Origin of the sequence: Brachybacterium sacelli, assembly GCF_017876545.1 — a bacterium.
In the GTDB taxonomy this organism is placed as follows: domain Bacteria; phylum Actinomycetota; class Actinomycetes; order Actinomycetales; family Dermabacteraceae; genus Brachybacterium; species Brachybacterium sacelli.
Window position 1 is genome coordinate 979569 of record NZ_JAGIOD010000001.1, and the last position, 14717, is coordinate 994285.

The 14717-nt window shown below is 71.3% G+C and carries 13 protein-coding genes; 5 read left to right on the forward strand and 8 right to left on the reverse strand.

Annotation, left to right across the window (positions count from 1 at the left end):
* Positions 1-2: 2 nt before the first annotated feature.
* From JOF43_RS04380 to JOF43_RS04390, 3 genes are all read left to right on the forward strand, one after another.
* Positions 3-1043: a Gfo/Idh/MocA family protein gene (locus JOF43_RS04380; RefSeq protein WP_209899632.1), complete on the forward strand. Its 1041-nt coding sequence runs from the start codon at positions 3-5 to the stop codon at positions 1041-1043.
* Positions 1044-1091: 48 nt separating this feature from the next.
* Positions 1092-2735, forward strand: coding sequence for an MFS transporter (locus JOF43_RS04385; protein WP_209899635.1), 1644 nt, complete (start codon positions 1092-1094; stop codon positions 2733-2735).
* Between the two features lie 142 nt (positions 2736-2877).
* Positions 2878-3633, forward strand: a complete 756-nt coding sequence (locus tag JOF43_RS04390) for a GntR family transcriptional regulator (protein ID WP_209899638.1) — start codon at positions 2878-2880, stop codon at positions 3631-3633.
* A 33-nt stretch (positions 3634-3666) separates the two neighbouring features.
* Here the strand turns inward: JOF43_RS04390 and JOF43_RS04395 are convergent, their stop codons facing one another.
* From JOF43_RS04395 to JOF43_RS04415, 5 genes are all read right to left on the reverse strand, one after another.
* A complete protein-coding gene (locus JOF43_RS04395; protein ID WP_209899641.1) occupies positions 3667-4437 on the reverse strand; it encodes an SDR family NAD(P)-dependent oxidoreductase in 771 nt (256 codons plus the stop codon).
* Positions 4438-4580: 143 nt separating this feature from the next.
* Positions 4581-5795 carry a toxic anion resistance protein gene (locus JOF43_RS04400; RefSeq protein ID WP_209899644.1) on the reverse strand — a complete coding sequence of 405 codons (1215 nt, stop codon included), beginning with the start codon at positions 5793-5795 and terminating at the stop codon, positions 4581-4583.
* 44 nt (positions 5796-5839) lie between these two features.
* Positions 5840-6730, reverse strand: coding sequence for a hypothetical protein (locus tag JOF43_RS04405; RefSeq protein WP_209899647.1), 891 nt, complete (start codon positions 6728-6730; stop codon positions 5840-5842).
* A 205-nt stretch (positions 6731-6935) separates the two neighbouring features.
* Entirely contained in the window at positions 6936-7442 is a 507-nt protein-coding gene (locus JOF43_RS04410) for an SRPBCC family protein (RefSeq protein WP_209899650.1), read from the reverse strand.
* Positions 7439-8137, reverse strand: coding sequence for a DUF899 domain-containing protein (locus JOF43_RS04415; RefSeq protein WP_209899653.1), 699 nt, complete (start codon positions 8135-8137; stop codon positions 7439-7441). Before JOF43_RS04415 ends, JOF43_RS04410 begins: the two co-directional genes overlap by 4 nt.
* 90 nt (positions 8138-8227) lie before the next feature.
* On the opposite strand from JOF43_RS04415, the gene JOF43_RS04420 reads away from it, so the two are divergent.
* Positions 8228-8977 (forward strand): TetR/AcrR family transcriptional regulator, encoded by a 750-nt coding sequence (locus JOF43_RS04420; RefSeq protein WP_209899655.1) that lies wholly within the window; start codon positions 8228-8230, stop codon positions 8975-8977.
* Between the two features lie 165 nt (positions 8978-9142).
* On the opposite strand, the gene JOF43_RS04425 is transcribed toward JOF43_RS04420, so the two are convergent.
* Positions 9143-10735, reverse strand: coding sequence for a M81 family metallopeptidase (locus JOF43_RS04425; RefSeq protein ID WP_209899658.1), 1593 nt, complete (start codon positions 10733-10735; stop codon positions 9143-9145).
* Between the two features lie 106 nt (positions 10736-10841).
* On the opposite strand from JOF43_RS04425, the gene JOF43_RS04430 reads away from it, so the two are divergent.
* Positions 10842-12224 (forward strand): alpha-L-fucosidase, encoded by a 1383-nt coding sequence (locus tag JOF43_RS04430; RefSeq protein ID WP_209899661.1) that lies wholly within the window; start codon positions 10842-10844, stop codon positions 12222-12224.
* 297 nt (positions 12225-12521) lie between these two features.
* On the opposite strand, the gene JOF43_RS04435 is transcribed toward JOF43_RS04430, so the two are convergent.
* Together JOF43_RS04435 and JOF43_RS04440 are read right to left on the reverse strand one after the other, a co-directional pair.
* Positions 12522-13943 (reverse strand): family 4 glycosyl hydrolase, encoded by a 1422-nt coding sequence (locus JOF43_RS04435; RefSeq protein ID WP_209899664.1) that lies wholly within the window; start codon positions 13941-13943, stop codon positions 12522-12524.
* The gene (locus tag JOF43_RS04440) at positions 13940-14710 is read right to left on the reverse strand and encodes a DeoR/GlpR family DNA-binding transcription regulator (protein ID WP_209899667.1); all 771 of its coding nucleotides are present in this window, start codon (positions 14708-14710) and stop codon (positions 13940-13942) included. Before JOF43_RS04440 ends, JOF43_RS04435 begins: the two co-directional genes overlap by 4 nt.
* Positions 14711-14717: the final 7 nt, after the last annotated feature.

Sequence of the window (14717 nt, forward strand, 5' to 3'; positions counted from 1 at the left end):
GCATGACCTCCACCCCTGACACCACCCTCCCCCCGGACGTGCGCGTCGGCGTCATCGGCGTCGGCCAGATGGGCGCCGACCACGTCGAGCGCCTCACCGCCCGCATCAAGGGCGCCCGCGTCAGCGTGGTCGACGACTACGTGCGCGAGACCGCCGAGAAGGTCGCCGCGACCGCGCCCGGCTGCCGCGTCGCGGAATCCTGGCAGGAGCTGGTGGCCGCCGACGACGTCGACGCCGTGCTCATCGCCAGCCCCGGCCGCTTCCACCGCGAGCAGGCCACCGCCTGCATCGAGGCCGGCAAGCCGGTGCTGTGCGAGAAGCCGCTGGCGATGAACCCCGAGGACGCCTACAGCGTGGTGGAGGCCGAGCAGGCCTCCGGAGGCAGGTACGTCTCCCTCGGCTTCATGCGCCGCTTCGACCGGGAGTACGCGGAGCTCAAGGACGCGATCGATGCCGGGGAGCTCGGCGAGATCAGCATCCTGAACTGCAAGCACCGCAATGCCCACACCCTGCCCGGCTTCGTGGACTCGATGATGGTCTACGACTCCTCGGTCCACGAGGTCGACGCGATCCACTACTTCCTCGAGGAGCCGATCGTCGCGGTCCAGGCCGTCCTGCCGGTGCCCGGGCCCCGGGCCGACGGCGGCCAGCACGACCCGATGCTGCTGCTGTTCCGCACGGAGTCAGGGCGGATCGTCACCGACGAGCTCTACGTGAACACCGACGCGGGCTACGAGGTCCGCACCGAGGTGCTGGGCTCGCGCGGCATCGCGACCATCGGCACGGGGAGCGGGCGGGTGACCACGCATCTCGAGGGCGCCCGGTGGGGCGGTGCGATCCCCCCGGACTTCCGGCCCCGCTTCCTCGACGCGTACGACGCCGAGGTCCAGGCCTGGGTCGCGGCCGTCCGGGACGGCTCGCACGTCGCCGACCGGTCCGCGACCGCCTGGGACGGCTACCTGGCCGCCGCCGCCTGCGAGGCGACCGAGACGGCGCTGACCAGCGACGGTTTCGTGCCGGTCACCACTCGCCCTCGCCCCTGACGACCACCCGCCCCGCCCGGGCCCCCGGTGTGACCGGTACCCGGGCCGATGATGATCCCCCTGGAGTCGATGATGCCCACCACGGATCGTTCCGCGCTGCCCCCTGGCCATGTGCCCTCCCCGGAGGAGCTGCCCGGCCTCGTCGAGAGGATCAGGGCCGCCGGGAAGCGCCGCGGCCCGCTGGCCATCGCCGCCGTCGCCACGATGGGGTCCTTCCTCTTCGGGTACGACACCGGCGTGATCGCCGGGGCGCTCTCCTACATGCACCTCCCGCTCGCCGCCGGTGGGCTCGAGCTCTCCTCCGCGGAGGAGGGGGTCGTCACCTCCCTGCTGGCCTTCGGGGCGGCCTTCGGTGCGCTCATCGGGGGGCAGATCAACGACCGGATCGGCCGCCGCAAGGCGATCATGCTGCTGGCGATCATCTTCCTGGTCGGCACCATCGGGTGCGCGCTCGCGCCGAACGTCGTGGTGATCTCGCCGTTCCGCTTCATCCTGGGCTGGGCCGTCGGCGGTGCCTCGTCGACCGTTCCGCTGTACCTCGCCGAGTCCGCACCCAAGCGCATCCGCGGCCCGGTCGTCGCGATCGATCAGTTCATGATCGTGTTCGGACAGTTCATCGCCTACTCGATGAACGCCGCGATCTCCCGCATGGTGCGGGCGCCGGAGGCCACCGTCCAGAGCGATCCGACCGGGCAGTTCGAACCCGGCGAGACCGTCTCCTGGGACGCGCTCCAGCAGATCGAGGGCCTCGTCGTCGCCGACGGCAACGGACATGCCTGGCGCTGGATGCTGATCCTGGCGACGCTGCCGGCCCTCGTGCTGTGGATCGGGATGCGGGTGATGCCGGAGTCCCCGCGCTGGTACGCCGCGAACCAGCGGTACTACGACGTGATCGCGAGTCTGAAGCAGCTGCGGGACCCCTCGAAGGACGGGGCCGTCACCGACGAGGTCGCCGAGATGATCGACCTGGAACGACAGCAGGAGAAGCAGGAGGAATGGTCACTGCGGCGGGGCTTCGCGAAGAAGTGGACCCGACGCCTGATCTGGATCGGCATCGGCCTGGGGATCTTCGACCAGCTCACCGGCATCAACACGGCGATGTGGTACATGCCCACGATCCTGTCCGCGGCCGGGTTCTCCACCGCCGACGCGCTGCTGCTGAACGTGCTGACAGGATTCGTCTCCGCGGTCGGGTCCCTGCTCGGACTCTGGCTGGTCGCGAAGTTCATGCGACGCCACGTCGGGATGGCGCAGGAGTTCGGCATCGCCGTGTCGCTGTTCCTCCTGGCGGCCCTGTTCCATTTCGGGATCGAGCCGCACATGAGCGCGGACGGTTCCGTCGGGGACGCGGTCCCGCTGCTGATCCCGTGGCTGATCCTCGCGGTGGTCTCCCTGTTCATCTTCATCAAGCAGGCCGGGACCGTGACCTGGGTGCTGCTGGCGGAGATCTTCCCCGCCAAGATCCGCGGCGCGTCCCAGGGGATCTCCGTGGGGGCGCTGTGGTTCTTCAACGGGATCGTGGCGCTCGTGTTCCCGGTGATGATGACGTCCCTCGGCGGATCGAAGACCTATCTGATCTTCGCGCTCATCAACGTGGTCGCGTTCCTCTTCTACTGGAAGGTCGTCCCGGAGACCAAGGACGTCTCCCTCGAGGAGTTCGAGGAGGGGTACCGCACGCGCTACGGGGACTGAGACCCCCGGGACGCGGCCCGCGCCCGGCAGGATCGGCTCACGGTATGTTCGGGGCATGGGTGTCGTCCTGAGCGGAGCAGCACGGAACGACTCGGATCCGCGACGGAGCCGAGACCATGACAGGGAGACATCGGAGGTGGGCATGCCCGTGGAGACCCCGGGCGCGACGGAGATCGACATCGAGGTCGATCGCTCCGCGACGACGCCGCTCTACCTGCAGCTGGCCGGGGCCATCGAGGCCTCGGTGCGCTCCGGCACCCTGCCGCCCGGCAGCAGGCTGGAGAACGAGCTGGTCCTGTCCAAGCGACTGGGGCTGTCCCGGCCGACGGTGCGCCAGGGGATCCAGGAGCTGGTGGACAAGGGCATGCTGGTGCGCAAGCGCGGCGTGGGCACCCAGGTGGTGCAGGCGCCGGTGAACCGTCAGGTCGCGCTGACCTCGCTGTACGACGACCTGCGCACCGCCGGGAAGGCCCCCCGCACGGAGATCATCGAGTACCGCATCGGGCGCCCCTCGGCCGAGGCCGTGGATCGCCTGCAGCTCGGCGCCGGCGAGCAGGTGCTGGACCTGATCAGGGTGCGCTACGCCGACGACGAGCCCCTGGCCGTCATGCGCAACACCCTGCCCGAACGGATCGCCCCCTCCCGCGAGAGCCTCGCCGACAGCGGCCTGTACGCCTCGCTGCGGGCCGACGGGGTGGTCTCGGTGCTCGCGCACGAGCGCATCGGCGCCACCGTCGCCGACGAGGAGCACGCCGAGCTGCTCGACGAGGAGGTGGGCGCGGCGCTGCTGACCATGGAGCGGAAGTCCTTCGCGAACGACGGCAGCGTGGTCGAGTTCGGGTACCACGTCTATCGCGCCTCGCGGTACTCCTTCGAGGTCACGCTCGTCGATTCCTGAGGGCCGCGGGCGCCGGGTCGTCCGCCACGCCGATCACAACGACGTCATGCCGCCGTCCACCGCGAACAGGGAGCCGGTGGCGAAGGCCCCGTCCTCGCCGGCGAGGAGCACCATGATTCCTTCGACGTCGTGGGCCGTGCCGGCGCGGCCCAGCGGGATGCGGCCCACGATCGCGGCGCGCTCGGTGGGATCATCCGAGATCGTCGTGACCAGGGGAGTCTCCGTGTAGGCGGGGACGACGGTGTTGACGCGGATCCCGTCGGCCGCATAGGCGGCGGCGACGGTGCGGGCCAGGCCGTGGATGCCGGCCTTGGTGGCCGAGTAGGCGGTGAAGTCGTTGCCCTCGCCGGTCAGGCCGGTGGGGCTGCCGGTGAGGATGATCGAGCCGCCGCCCGTGGCCAGCATCGAGCGGACCGCGTGCTTGAGGGTCAGGAAGGTGCCGGTGAGGTTCACGTCCACGGTGCGCTGCCAGACCTCGAGGTCGAGCTCGGCGATCTTCGCGTCCAGCCCGAACAGCTGGACGCCCGCGTTGGCGACCACGACATCGGGTGCCCAGCCCGCTGACCCGAGCTCCGCGAAGCCCGCTCCGACGGCCGCTTCGTCGGAGATGTCCATGGTCAGCGCCCGGGCGGTGCCATCACCGGTCTCCTCCGCGATGCCGGTGGCCGCGCTCTCCGCCGCGGCGCCGTCCCGGTCGGCGAGGGCGACGCGGGCCCCTTCCCGGGCGAAGCGGGAGGCCACGGCGAAGCCGATGCCGGAGGCGGCGCCGGTGACGAGGGCGGTGCGGGAGGAGAGGCGAGACATCGGGACCATCCGTTCGATGCGGGCGGAGCAACGGTGCTGTCGGGCGCGACGCGGTCACCGGCCGTGCGACCGTCAGTCTGCACAACCGGTTGACCTGCCGCAAGGAGGTCCGGGCACGGGGCCTGTGCCACGGGCCGCCCCGCTCAGTCGTCGATCTCGAGCAGGTCCTGTGCACTCTTCTCGAGCGTCGCCGTCTCCTCGGGCTCCTGCTGCATGCGCTCGAGGTAGGGCTGAGCCCGCTCCACCTGGTGCTCCAGTGCCGTGACCGTGGACAGGAAGTTCTCGTTGGCCTGGCTGCGGAAGGCGTCGATCCCGTCCATCGTGGTGAAGAGGTTGTCGAAGGCCTTCTGCAGGGTCTCCGGGGAGACGCCCGAGTTCGTGGCCTGCTCCTGGATCTTCAGCGTGTTGTCCGCGAGCATCTGCGAGGTGCGGTCGATGAGGGAATCGGTGGTCCGGTTCACCGCGTCGATCTGGTCCAGCACGATCTTCTGGTTCTCCAGCGCCTGGGCCGTGATCACCGCGGTGCGCAGCGCCGTGACGGTGGTGGTGCGAGCACGGTCCACGCCCTGGGCGAGCTTGGTGTTGTTGTCCTCGATGAGGCCCATCGCCAGGTATGCCTGGACGGTCACGGCGATCTGCGTGGCCACGTCCTGACGCCGCTGACGCACCGCGAAGAGCACGTCCCGCTCCAGTGCGTTCGCCGCGTCGGCCTTCCCCTCCGCGCGAGCCTGCTCGGCGCGCCGCACGGCCTGCTTGTCCAGCAGTCCCAGCAGGTAGGAGGCCTTCTGCAGGGCGCTGAGGTCATCCCACAGGGAGCGGCGCTCCACGGCCAGCTCGGCATTGTCGCGCTGCAGCATCTCCTGACCGCGGCCGAGGGCGGCGATCACCTCGTCGAGCTGCTCCTGATTCGACTCGAAGCCGCGGAAGTAGCGCTTGGCCACGTTCCTGCCCGGGAGCCACGAGAGTGCCTTGTCGGCGAAGGTCTCCTCCTTCGGCGCCAGATCCTCCATCGTCGTGCGCAGCTCGCCCAGGGACTTCGAGACCGACTCCTGCGCGCCGCCGGAGTCGCGGGCATCGCGCATGGACTGCTCCATGAAGCGGGAGGAGGTGCCGCTGGTGCGCTCGAAGGTCCGGCGGGCCACGGCCCCCAGGGCGTCGACCTGGGCGGTGAACTCCTGGGAGTGCGGGTTCAGGGTGGTGATCTGGTCCAGCCACTGGTCGGCTCGGTCCTCGAGGTCCTGCTGCTGCTCGGCGGGGAGCTCGGTCAGCATCGAGACGGCCTCGTCCTCCTCGATCTGCTCGACGGGTTCGGCGGGCGCGATCTCCGGATCGGGTGTGGGCGGTTCGAGCTTGTTCATCGGGGTCTCCTCGACGGGGTCGGACGGGGCACGGGCAGGGGTACTCAGACGTCGATGATCGGGTTCAGGTGCTGGTCGGCGAAGCGGGTGCGCAGGAACTCGGCATGGACCTCGAGGGAGCGGGAGACGCCGGCGACGAGGTCGCTCTCGATCTGCTCGAGCCCGTCCCCGAGCACGGTGAGCTGCTGATCGATGTCCTCGAGATTCTCCAGCGCCTCCTGACGGGCGCTGCCGGCGAAGGTGTCCAGGAACCCGATGATGTCGGCGGCGGCGTCGACCAGCTCAGGGAGGTACCGGGTGGCCATCCCCTCGAGCATGGTCACCTCGCCTTCGTAGGGGCGCTGGGCGCGGAGCGTCTCCGAGTCGGCGAGGGCGTCGATCCGCCGCAGCAGGGACTCGACGTGCTCGAGAGTGAGGCCGACGGTCGGCTCGGAGGCCCGATGGCGCAGCTGACGGGTGCGCTGTCGGGTCTCGGCGGTGGCCCGCCGGACCTCCTCGAGCATCCGCGCGGTGGTGTCGGGACCGTCGGTTCCAGTTGTGACCTGCGGAGTCGATGATTGTCGGAGGGCGCGCACGGCCACGCCGCTGCCGCCTGCGACGAGCACGCCGGCCCCGGCGGCGAGGCCGAGGGCGCCGAGCGGGCCGACGATCGCGGTGCCGAGTCCGAGGACGAGGCAGGCCACGCCGACCAGGCCGCCGGCGAGGAGCGGGACCCCCACGGCGAACAGGCCCGAGCGTCGGCGCGACCGGCCGACCGCATCGGAGCCGGGATCGTGCACGGTGCCCTCGAGCGGTCTCTCGACCGGCCCCCACAGGCTCCGCCGCTCCGGGGTGGCCTTCCAGGGGAGGTCGACATCGCCGGGCGCGACGGGATCTGGGGACGTCGCGTCCCCGTTCCCCGGCTTCTCGGCCGGTCCTGCGTTCCCGTCACTCACGGACCCGCTGCTCCCTCGGACGGCGGAGACGAAGTGCTCCTCTCGGGGCCGGCGGTCCGGGCGGGCCGGGTCCGGGCGCCGCGAGAGCTCCTCGTCATGGGCGTCCCCGAAGGCTACCGTCACCGTCTGAACCCGGGCCGGGACAACCTGAACCCGGGCCGGGACAACTCTCAGCGAATCCGGCCACGCCGGGACGTCGGGGGACTCACTTCGGGACGGTCTCCACCGCATGGGCGAGAGCGGCGAGAGAGCGGTCGAGGAACTCCGTGGCGAACGGAGGGAACCCGAGTTCCCCGGCCAGCTGGGGCGGGGTCTCGCTCCAGTCGAACATGAGCTGCACCCGAGTTCCGGCGGGGGTCGCGGCGAGGTCGTACCGCCAGACCCATCCGCCGCTGGCCAGGGTGCCGTCGGCGCCGTACTGCGAGGGCTTCCAGGCGATCGCGCGCTCCGCCTCGAGGGTGATGACCTGGTTGTACATCTCGTAATGCCCGCCGGCGTCGACGTGGAACATGTCCATCCCGAAGACCCGCCCCACCTCGGTGATCGGTGCTGGGTCAGCCTCCAGCGAGCCCCTCACCCAGTCCGTCGGCTCCGTGAGGTGGTGCTTGGACGGGTCGGTGAGCAGGGAGAACACCGTCGCAGGGGAGGCGTCGACGGTACGTTCGGCGACGAGCCGTGTCTCCTCGGCCCCCGAGTGCTGGGGGCTGTTCATGACGCGGTCCTCCCGTAGAGCGCGGCGACCTCGGGCGAGTCGAGCCACCCCGAGCCGGTGCCCGACTGCGGCCAGCCTTCCGGGGAGTCCTGCCACCTCTCCTGGCGGCCGTAGGGGAGCACGTCCATCAGCGCGAAGGTGTAGGTGAGCTGTTCGGTGCCGCGGCCGGTCGTGTGCCAGGTGCGGAAGACTCGGTCACCGTCGCGGAGGAACACGTTCACGGCGAAGCCACCCCCGGGCGGGGCGTCCACGTCGGCCCCGAAGGAGCTGTGGGCCGTCGAGTACCAGTCCATCTCGTTGCCCACCTTCTCCCGGTAGGCGAGTGCCTCGTCGATCTGCCCCTGGGTGACGACGACGAAACGGGCGTCGTAGCGGCGCAGGAATTCGAGCCGGGTGAACTGGTGGGTGCAGCTCGTGCAGCCGCCGCACTGCCACTCGGCGCCGGGGGACCACATGTGGTGGTACGTGACCAGTTGGGACTGGCCGTCGAAGAGGTCCACCAGGCGCACGGGCCCGTCCTTCGACTCCAGGGTGTACTCGGGCATCTCGACCATCGGCAGACGGCGGCGCTGGGCGGCGATGGCGTCGAGTTCTCGGGTGGCGGCCTTCTCGCGTACCCGCAGAGCGTCGAGCTCGCTCTGCCATGTGCTGGTGTCGACGACGGGTGGGAGGGCGGTCGGGATCGTGGCCATCATGCTCTCCTGAGATCAGTGGGATACAGTGCATGTTAACGCCGTACACATTCGGTGTGAACACCGTAAACTTCGAGGAGTTGAGCGTCAAGGGTGTCGGAGAGATCGCGTCCCTATCACCATGGTGACCTGCGCGCGGCGCTGGTGGCCGAGGCGCTCGAGGTCGCCCGCTGCGGTCCCACGGCGCTCTCCCTGCGCGAGGTGACACGTCGCGTCGGCGTCTCGCCGGCGGCCGCCTACCGGCACTTCCGCGACCGCTCAGCGCTGATGGGCGCGCTGGCCTCCGAGATCCAGGACCGCATGGTCGCGCGGATGCGGGCACGGGACGAGAGCCTCACCGAGCAGGACCCGCAGAATGCCGCTCTGCTCCGGTTGCGCGGGGTGGGACTGGGCTACATCGACTTCGCTCTCGAGGAGCCGGGTTGGTTCGAGCTGGCGTTCTTCGGGCCGGCCGACGAGGACGGCCTGCCCTCGAGCGTGCGGGTGCCACCGGCGAGCGGCGCCCGTTTGGGGCCTGCAGCCGTGAGCGGTTCCCGTCCGGGGGCCGCGGCTGCGAACGCATCCCGTCCGGGCAGCTCGCCCGGGCGCGGCACCGATCCGGCGGGCTCGCCCGCCCTGCGGCAGGTGCCGCCCTTCGCCGAGCTGATGGCTGCGTTGGATGAGTGCGCGGCGACCGGGGCGCTGTCCCCCGAGCGACGGCGCGGGGCCGAGTTCTCCTGCTGGTCCGCGGTGCACGGGTGCGCCGAGCTGATGGTGCACGGCCCGCTGCGGGGAGCTCCCGGCCCCGTGGTGCGTGAAGTCGCCGAACGCGTCGTCGACGACATCGTCGCCGGGGTCCGTTGAGCCGCGCGATGCACGGAAGGCAGCCCCTCCGCACGATACGCAGAGCGCTGCCCGTCCGTTCCCTCGATCCGCTTCATCCGCGATGCGTTTCGGTGGAATGGACGTGGGGGCCGAGGCGTATCGGGCCGTTGTGCAGCACGACGCGGCCCCGCGAGTGGGCTACGGTCAGCTGTGGGCGCCTCCGCCGGTGAGCACGTCCTGCCTGGTGGGGGCCGGGATCTCCGGATCGAAGGGGATCATCGGGCGGTTGATCCGGGAGTGGCCGAGGCGCACCAGGTCCTGGTCCACGCCTCCCGGGGTCAGGGCCAGCAGCCAGTCCGCGGCGGCCTCGTACTGATCGGGTTCGAGGTAGCCCATCTTCACGGTGACCACGTCGAAGCCGGTCATCGACAGCCCGAGGCGCTCGAACATCTCGTGGCGCGCCCACTGGGAGCGCCGGGCGGTGACCATCACGGTCAGCCCCGTCGGCCGGTCTCCCTCGAGCACGCGCAGTGCGGCGGCGCGACCTGTCGGGCCCGTCTCGTCCAGCGCCGACACCTCGGCGCGCAGCCGCACCGGTCCCGGGTCCCGGGTGTCGATCCGGGCCCCCACCGCGAACTCGCCGCGGCCGCCGACGCCCAGCTCGTGGGCGGCGTCGGCGGAGACCTCATCGACCAGCGAGACCATCAGCGCGCTGACCCGCCCGGAGAGGATCTCCTCGCGGTCCAGGAGCCGGGCCAGGCAGTAGGTGGTGTCGTCGGCCCCGCCCGCGCCCGGATTGTCCCCGGAGTCGGAGATCCAGAACGGGCGTGCCTCGGACGCCAGGGCGCGGTCCAGGCATTCGGTGAAGCTGCCGGTGGGGGCCACGAACTCGAAGTCGTGGCGGGCCTGCCACACGGTGCCGGCGAGCTCGAGGGCGGCTGCGTCGACCGCTGCGGCGTCGTCCCCGACGGCGACGATCGCCGCCTGGCAGCGAGGCTGGTCGGCCCAGGCGAAGCCGATCCAGCAGGAGATGTCGGTGATGCCGTCGCGCTGCGTGATCGCGGGGATGCCCGCGTAGATCGACTTCGCCGGTTCGATGCGGGTGGAGGTCTTCTCCCCGGGCAGCAGGATCGGCACGTGCACCAGCGCCTTGTGGGGCAGTGCGCCGCCGTCGCGCACCCGGGCGGCCGTCCCCACGAGGTCACGCAGGCCGCGCTCGCGGGTCTCCCAGGCGTCGATGTGCGGCGCGTGGCGGTAGCAGGTCAGCAGGTCACAGGCCTCGAACAGGGTGTGCGAGACGTTGCCGTGCAGATCCATCGCGGTGCCCACCACGGCGTCCGGGCCGATCACCGCGCGGATCGCGGTGATCAGATCGCCCTCGGCGTCCTCGAGCCCGACCACGCTCATGGCCCCGTGGATGTCGAAGAAGAAGCCGTCCAGCGCCTGCTCGGCGTGCGCGGCGGCCAGCCCGTCGACGATCTCCTGCTTCCAGGCCTCGTAGGCCTCGCGCTCCAGCTGACCACCGGGCAATGCCCGCGCGTGCAGCACGCCGACGTACTCCGCGGCCTCGCGCAGCGCCTGACCGGAGGTCGAGCCGTCAGCGAAGAAGGGGTAGCGCTCCAGGATCGCCCCGGTGCCGCGCCGCACCTCGAAGTCCTGCTCGGAGGAGCGGTACGGGGTGAAGGTCGAGGACTCGATCGCGATCCCCGCGATGCCGATGCGGGGGAGGGGGCCGCTGCCGCGCGCGTCGGGCCGGGAGAGCTCTGTCGGGTGCGTGGACGGCGTCGTCGCAGACATGGGGATGCTCCAGAGGCTCAAGCGGTTGATACTGGGTACGGACATCCTTCCACCCCGACCGTCGTCCCCGCCATGAGCGCGCCGAGGCGCTCGTAGGAGCATGCCGATGATCAGCTTCGATGACCGCCACGGTCCGGCCGACGCCGCCGCGGCAGCGGAGTACCCCGACCTCGCCGTCCCCGACTGGTATCGCGACGCGAAGCTCGGCGTGTTCGTGCATTGGGGGCTGTACTCAGTGCCCGCCTGGGCCGACGTCCTGGACCGCCGCGACGTCACCGCCGAGAACGCCTACGCCCGCCACCAGTACGCCGAGTGGTATGCGAACACCGTGCGGATCGACGGCAGCCCCACCCGCGAGCGGCACGAGCGGCTGTACGGCGTCGGGCACTCCTACGAGGACTTCGCCGACGACTGGCAGCCTTCCCCGGAGGCGGCCCGCGGCATCGTGGACCTCGCGGCGCGGGCGGGTGCGCGGTACCTGGTGCCGACGACCAAGCATCACGACGGGTTCTGCCTGTGGGACAGCGCCACCACATCCTTCACCGCCGCCCGTCGCGGCCCCGGCCAGGACCTGATCGCCGAGGTCGCCGCGGCCGCGCGGGAAGCCGGGCTGCGCCTGGGGCTGTACTACTCCGGCGCCCACGACTGGCACGCGAGCGACTATCCGCCGCTGACCTCGAACGACGATCTCTTCGCGCTGCGCCGCAACGATGAGCGGTTCGCGGGATTCGCCGCCGCCCAGCTGCGAGAACTGATCGAGCGTTTCGCCCCGGACCTGCTGTGGAACGACATCGACTGGCCCGACGCCGGCAAGTACCACGGCGCGGGTTCCCTGCAGCAGCTGTTCCGCGAGCACCTCGCTGCGGTCCCGGACGGCCTGGTCAACGACCGATGGGGCGTGCCGGTGCACGGCGTGCTCACCCGCGAGTACCAGGACATCGAGTCGGTGCAGGAGGAGGCCTTCGAATCCACCCGCGGACTGGGCCTCTCCTTCGGTTACAACGCCGACGAGTCCGCCGAGCACGCCCTCGACGGCCCCGAGCTGATCCGGCTGCTGGCCGACGTGGTCTCCAAGAACGGGAACCTGCTGATCAACGTCGGCCCCCGCGCCGACGGCAGCATCCCCGAGCTGCAGCGCCGCGCCCTCGAGGAACTGGGGGACTGGCTGGGCAGGCACGGGCCGGCGATCTACGGGACGAGGCCGTGGAGGCACGAAGCGGTGCGGGTACCGCCGGACGGTGTGCGCTTCACGTGCGGCCGCGACACTGACGGGCGCGAGGTGATGCACATGCTGCTGCTGGACCCTGACGCCGGCCCCGTCACGCTCGAGACGCAGGTCTCGGCAGCTGTCCGGGACATCGCGCAGGTGCCCGAGGGTGCGGCTGGGAAAGCCGGCGCCCCCGGAGGGTCCTGCGACGGCGGGCGCGTCACGTTGACCCCGCGTCCCGGGGAGCGCGCCGTCTCCGTGGTGACCCTGCCGCTGCGGTGACCCCTCGACGCCGACAGCCGTCACAGGTGCTTGCAGAGCGCGGAGGTCGGCAGGTGCCACACGGGGTCGGCCGGCCGTGGGGCCTCGCGGTCCGAGGCGTCCCGGATGTCCTGAGCCGTGACACGGATTGTCGCCTGAGGACCGATGTCGTCGCGAACATCGGTCCTCTGGCGACAATCCTCGGTGGAGCGACGACTGGGGCTGATCGGAGCCGGCCGGGGCCGCGGTCTGGGTCGGGGCAATCCGGGGGCGGGCGCCTGGCCGTGGCCGGCCACCGCTCGGGGTGGGGCCGCTGGGTCAGTCCGTGCCCAGCAGGTCCGTGCCCAGCAGCTCCGCGATCTGGGGGTGCCCGGCGACATAGCCCTCCAGCAGCTTCGCACCCAGTTCCGGGGAGCTGACCAGCGGATGTGTGGCGAAGCCCTGCCAGGCGGCATCGCGGGATCCGGTGACCGCCGCCTCGAGGATCTTCCGCTCGGAGGCCCGCAGAGAGCTCATCAGGCCCAGCCGTCCGAGCTCGACGGGGGCGATGGGCAGCGGATGCACCCCGTCGGCATCCACCTCGCACAGCACCTCGAGCACCGCATCGGTCGGCAGCTCCGGCACGATCCGCTCGGAGGCGAGGGCGTCCTGCCGCTCGGCGGAGAGGTTGCCGACGTCGAGGATCATCCGCTCGCGCCGCCCCGTGGCCAACGCCGTCATCAGCCGCAGCGCCACCTCCTGGTAGCCGCCGCCGGCGACGTCCTCCTCGCGGCGCTCCTCGTCGCGGGACTCGGCCATGTACGTCGCTTCGCGCTCGTGGAGCGTCTCGCGCCACAGCTCGGCGGGGGAGGAGCAGCAGCTCTCGTCCTCCGCAGCGAGGTAGAAGTCCCCCTGCTGCTTGGCGAGGAACTCCCCGCGAGTGGTCGCGGCGCCGGTGATCCGCTCGATCGCCGCGGTCGTGTGGAGGTAGTAGTACAGGTACTCGTTGGGCAGCGCGCCGTCGGCCCGCACCCAGTCCTTGCCGATCAGCCGTGCCTCCTCGATCTCCTCGAGGGCGGCGTCGTCGCCGAGCAGCCCGGGCAAGCGGTCGATCCCGTCGACCGTGACCGCGCGCAGCCACCCCAGGTGGTTCAGCCCCACGTAGTCGACCTCGGCGCCGCGCTCGCCGGCCACCAGGTCCACATCGAGCAGCCGGCCCACTCGGCGCACCAGACCGATCGGGGTGTCGCAGATGCCGACGACGCGGTCGCCGAGCACGGAGCGCATCGCCTCGGTGACGATGCCGGCAGGGTTCGTGAAATTGATGGTCCAGGCGTCGGGGGCGAGCTCGGCGACCGTACGCGCGATGTCCAGGGCGACCGGGATCGTGCGCAGCGCGTACGCGAGCCCGCCCGGACCGATGGTCTCCTGGCCCAGCAGTCCCAGGCCCAGGGCGACCCGCTCGTCGATGGTGCGGGCCTCGGCGCCGCCCACCCGGACCGCGCTGAAGACGAAGTCGGCGCCGGCGACGGCCTCGCGCAGGTCGGTGGTCGCGCTCAGGCGGGGCGCGTGGGAGAGGCGCCCTTCCGCCTCGAGCCGCTCGCGCACCCCACCGATGACCTCCGTGATCGTGCGCAGACGGCCGGTGTCGACGTCCTGCAGGGCGATCTCGTCGACCTGCAGCCCGGTGGCTCCGGTGGCCACGGCTTCGTACACCAGCGGCACGCGGAATCCGCCGCCGCCCAGGATCGTCAGCTTCATGGCAGCAGGACCTCCAGCTCCTCCCCCTCCGGGAGGACGAGCGCATCGGGGGCGGGGGAACGGTCGGTGATCAGTCCCGTGAACCGATCCAGGGAGGAGACCTCGAGGAAGCCCGAGCCGGGCAGCTTCTCGTGATCTGCGAGCAGGAAGGCCGTGGTCGAGACCTCGAGCAGGCCGCGCTTGACCGGCACCTCGCTGGGAGTCGAGTCGAGCACCGTCCCGTCGGGCCGGATGCCGGAGGTGCCGAGGAACGCCATGTCGACCCGGACCTGCCGCAGGGCGGACTCGGTCAGGGTCCCCACGAGCGACTGGTAGTTCGGCCGCAGCAGCCCGCCGAGCACGACGATGTCGACGTCCGGGGCCTCGGCGAGGGCCTGGATCACGGCGAGCGAGGCCGTGACCACGGTCAGCGACCGCCCGGCGAGCAGGGGGCACATCGCCGCGACGGTGGTGCCGATGTCCAGCGCGATCACGTCACCGTCGGCGATGCAGGACACGGCGCGCTCGGCGATCTGCCGCTTGGCGGTCGAGGCGGAGGTGGCCACGTCGGCGAAGGCCCGCACGTCGGCCTCGGGCCGGATGCTGCCGCGCACGTCGCAGGCACCGCCGCGCACGCGACGCACCGCGCCGGAACCGGACAGCAGCTCGAGATCGCGACGGATGGTGGCCTCGGAGACGGCGAAGTCCACGCTCAGGCGGCCGACGGTCGCCGAACCGTGGCGGCGCACGAAGGCGACGATGGCCTCGTGGCGTTCTTCGCTGAGCATGGCGTCA